This is a genomic window from Micromonospora sp. NPDC002411, from assembly GCF_053592955.1.
Window position 1 is genome coordinate 1 of sequence record NZ_JBSFBM010000555.1, and the last position, 2,607, is coordinate 2,607.

Here is a 2,607-nt window from a genome sequence, read left to right on the forward strand (position 1 = left end):
GTGTGGCGCCGGCACCAACTGGTGACCGAACGCCGTGCGTCTCTGAGTGCAACCCCCACGTCTTGGGCCCGCGCGCCGCCCGTGGCGATGGCGTGCCGCCGGGTACGCCGGGTCGGCCAGCCGACGACAGCCGCGCGGAGGGCGTCGCCGAGTTGCGTGACCTGCGCGGGATCGAGGTGGTCGAACGGGCGGTCGGCGAGCCCGGTGAGAGCGCTGGGCCGCCGCTCGGGCAGCCGCAGCGCGGTGTCGCGTTCCGCGGTCTCCGCGACGGCTGGCGGCAGCGTCGCCCAGGGCAGGCCGCCACCCGACCCCGAGGCGTCGCTGTCGGCCGGCACCCGGACGTACCGATCGTCGTGATCGTCGGTCGTCGACGTGGACCGCGACGGCCGGGGCAGCGGCGGGGGATCAGCGAAGATCGCCGCGAAGACCCGGTCGAACGCGGCGAGATCGGTGTGCCGCCGGACCAGACTGATCCGGGCGGTCCAGTAGAGCGACGACATCGAGTCGGGTGGGCTGGCGGCGAGCGCCCGGACGAAGTCGTCGACGTCGGTGAGCCCGGCAGCAACGCCGGCCCGTCGCAGCCGGCCGGCGAACGCCACAGCGAACGCGGCCCGGTCGACGCCGCGCAGCACTCCCGGACTCACCGGCGCGCGACCAGCCAGACGATCACCGCGCCGACGGCGACAAGGCCAACGAGCGCCGGTACGAGGCGCTTGGTGACCGAACCACCGGCGATGCTGAGCAGGTCGAGCGCCTCCGGCTCGGCGGCCGGCGTGGCCCGCGCGGTATCAGCCGACGGTCCCACGACAGACGGCGTGACGGGCGACGGCGCGGATGCCGACGACGAGAGGGGCGACGGCTCGACGGGCGACGGTGCGACGGCGGCGGTGCTGGGTGTGGTCACGATCGCGGTGGCGGACGCGGCCGGGTCGGACGGCGCGGCGACCTTCGGCGCGACGGGTTCGGGGTCCGTACGAGGGGTCGGCGCCGCCGCCGTCGGCTGCTCCGCGGCCAGCTTGGCCTCCAGGTTGGCGACGAACTGGGCCAACAACTTGCCGGACACTTCCTTGATCATGCCGCTGCCGAACTGGGCAAGCTTGCCGGAGATCTTCAGGTCGGTGTCCACACTGACCAGCGTCCGGTCGCCGTCCGGCCGTAGCTGGGCGGTGACCAGCGCGGACGCGTTCCCGGTCGATCGGGCGTCGCGGCCCTTCGCGTCGATCACCCCGCGGTACGCGGCGTCGTCCTTCTCGACGAACTGGGCGGTGCCCGCGAACTCGGAGATCACCGGCCCGACCTTGACCCGCACCCGGCCCCGGTAGACGTCGCCGTCGACGCCTGTCAACTGGGCGCCCGGCAGGCACGGTGCGAGCCCTTCGAGGTCGGTGAGCACCGACCACGCCTGCTCGATCGGCACGGCGACCGCGAACTCGTTGCTGATCTTCACGGCTGGCTCTCCTGGTAGGCGTGGAGCGCGGCGGCGACCACCGCGCGGTCGTCGGGGGTCTTGGCGATGGTGCCGATGGTCCGCGCGACGTCGTCGGCGACCAGGTCGGCGATGCCCAGCACGGACAGCGCGGCCACCCAGTCGATGGCCTCCGCCATGCCGGGCGGCTTCTCCAGATCCCGGTCGCGTACGCCGCCGACGAACTGGACGGCCGTGTGGATCAGGGGCTCGGTGGCACCCGGAACGGCCCGGCGGACGATCTCCACGGCCCGGGCCGGCGCGGGAAAGTCGATCCAGTGGTACAGGCAGCGGCGGCGCAGCGCGTCGTGCAGTTCCCGACTGCGATTGGAGGTGAGCACCACGACCGGCGGCGTACGGGCGGTGAAGGTGCCGAGTTCGGGGATCGTGATGCCGGCCTCGCCGAGGAACTCGAAGAGCAGCGCCTCGAACTCGTCGTCGGCCCGGTCGATCTCGTCGATCAGCAGCACCGGCGGGACCGGCCCCCGGTGGCGTACGGCCCGCAGGATCGGCCGTTCCTGGAGGAACTCGGCGCTGAACAGGTCCGCGTCGGTGAGCCGGGTGTCCTGTGCCTCGGCGAGCCGGATCGCCAGCAGTTGTCGCTGGTGGTTCCACTCGTAGAGCGCCTCGCCGGCGGTCAGCCCTTCGTAGCACTGCAACCGGATCAGCGGCGTTTCCAGCGCGCGGGCCAACGCCTTCGCGGCGGCGGTTTTGCCGACGCCCGGTTCGCCCTCCAGCAGCAGTGGTCGACCGAGGCGCAACGCCAGGAACAGGGCCATTGCCAGGCCGTCGTCGACCAGGTAGTCGACGGCGTCGAGGCGGTCCCGCACGGCCTGGGCGTCTTTCATACGTCGCCGGCCAGCAGGCGCTCGTAGTCCGCCCGGGTGTCCACGTCGACCGGCACCGGGCCGTCGGCGGGCACCTCGGTCACCGGGTGGCGGCCGGAGTGCAGCAGCTTCCAGACGGCCTTGTCGCCGTGCAGGTCGTACAACTCGGGAAGGACCTTCTGGTCGAAGCGGAACGGATGGCCCAGCCCGTTCGCGTACCGGCATACGGCCAGCGGGGTGGTGGCCGCGGCGACCCGGCGGACGTCCGCGACGCGGACGCCCGGCTGGTCGCCGAGGAGCAGCACGAGCGCGTCG

Annotated in this window: 3 protein-coding genes and 1 pseudogene; all 4 read right to left on the reverse strand. The window is 73.0% G+C overall.

The window, feature by feature from the left end; all coding sequences use genetic code 11:
* A pseudogene (locus ACWCO3_RS33760) lies at positions 1-644 on the reverse strand (CoxE); the annotation flags it as partial.
* Positions 641-1,447: an SRPBCC domain-containing protein gene (locus ACWCO3_RS33765; protein ID WP_450014006.1), complete on the reverse strand. Its 807-nt coding sequence runs from the start codon at positions 1,445-1,447 to the stop codon at positions 641-643. The pseudogene ACWCO3_RS33760 and the gene ACWCO3_RS33765, both read right to left, overlap by 4 nt.
* Complete coding sequence (locus ACWCO3_RS33770; RefSeq protein ID WP_358165983.1) at positions 1,444-2,313, reverse strand: AAA family ATPase; 870 nt, start codon at positions 2,311-2,313, stop codon at positions 1,444-1,446. Before ACWCO3_RS33770 ends, ACWCO3_RS33765 begins: the two co-directional genes overlap by 4 nt.
* Positions 2,310-2,607, reverse strand: a 298-nt coding sequence (locus tag ACWCO3_RS33775) for a nucleotidyltransferase family protein (RefSeq protein ID WP_450014009.1), incomplete at its 5' end; no start/stop codon positions are given. The genes ACWCO3_RS33775 and ACWCO3_RS33770, both read right to left, overlap by 4 nt.

Excerpts from the sequence above, each read along its gene's own strand:
- ACWCO3_RS33770 (WP_358165983.1), bottom strand. The coding sequence starts at position 2,313 with ATGAAAGACGCCCAGGCCGTGCGGGACCGCCTCGACGCCGTCGACTAC.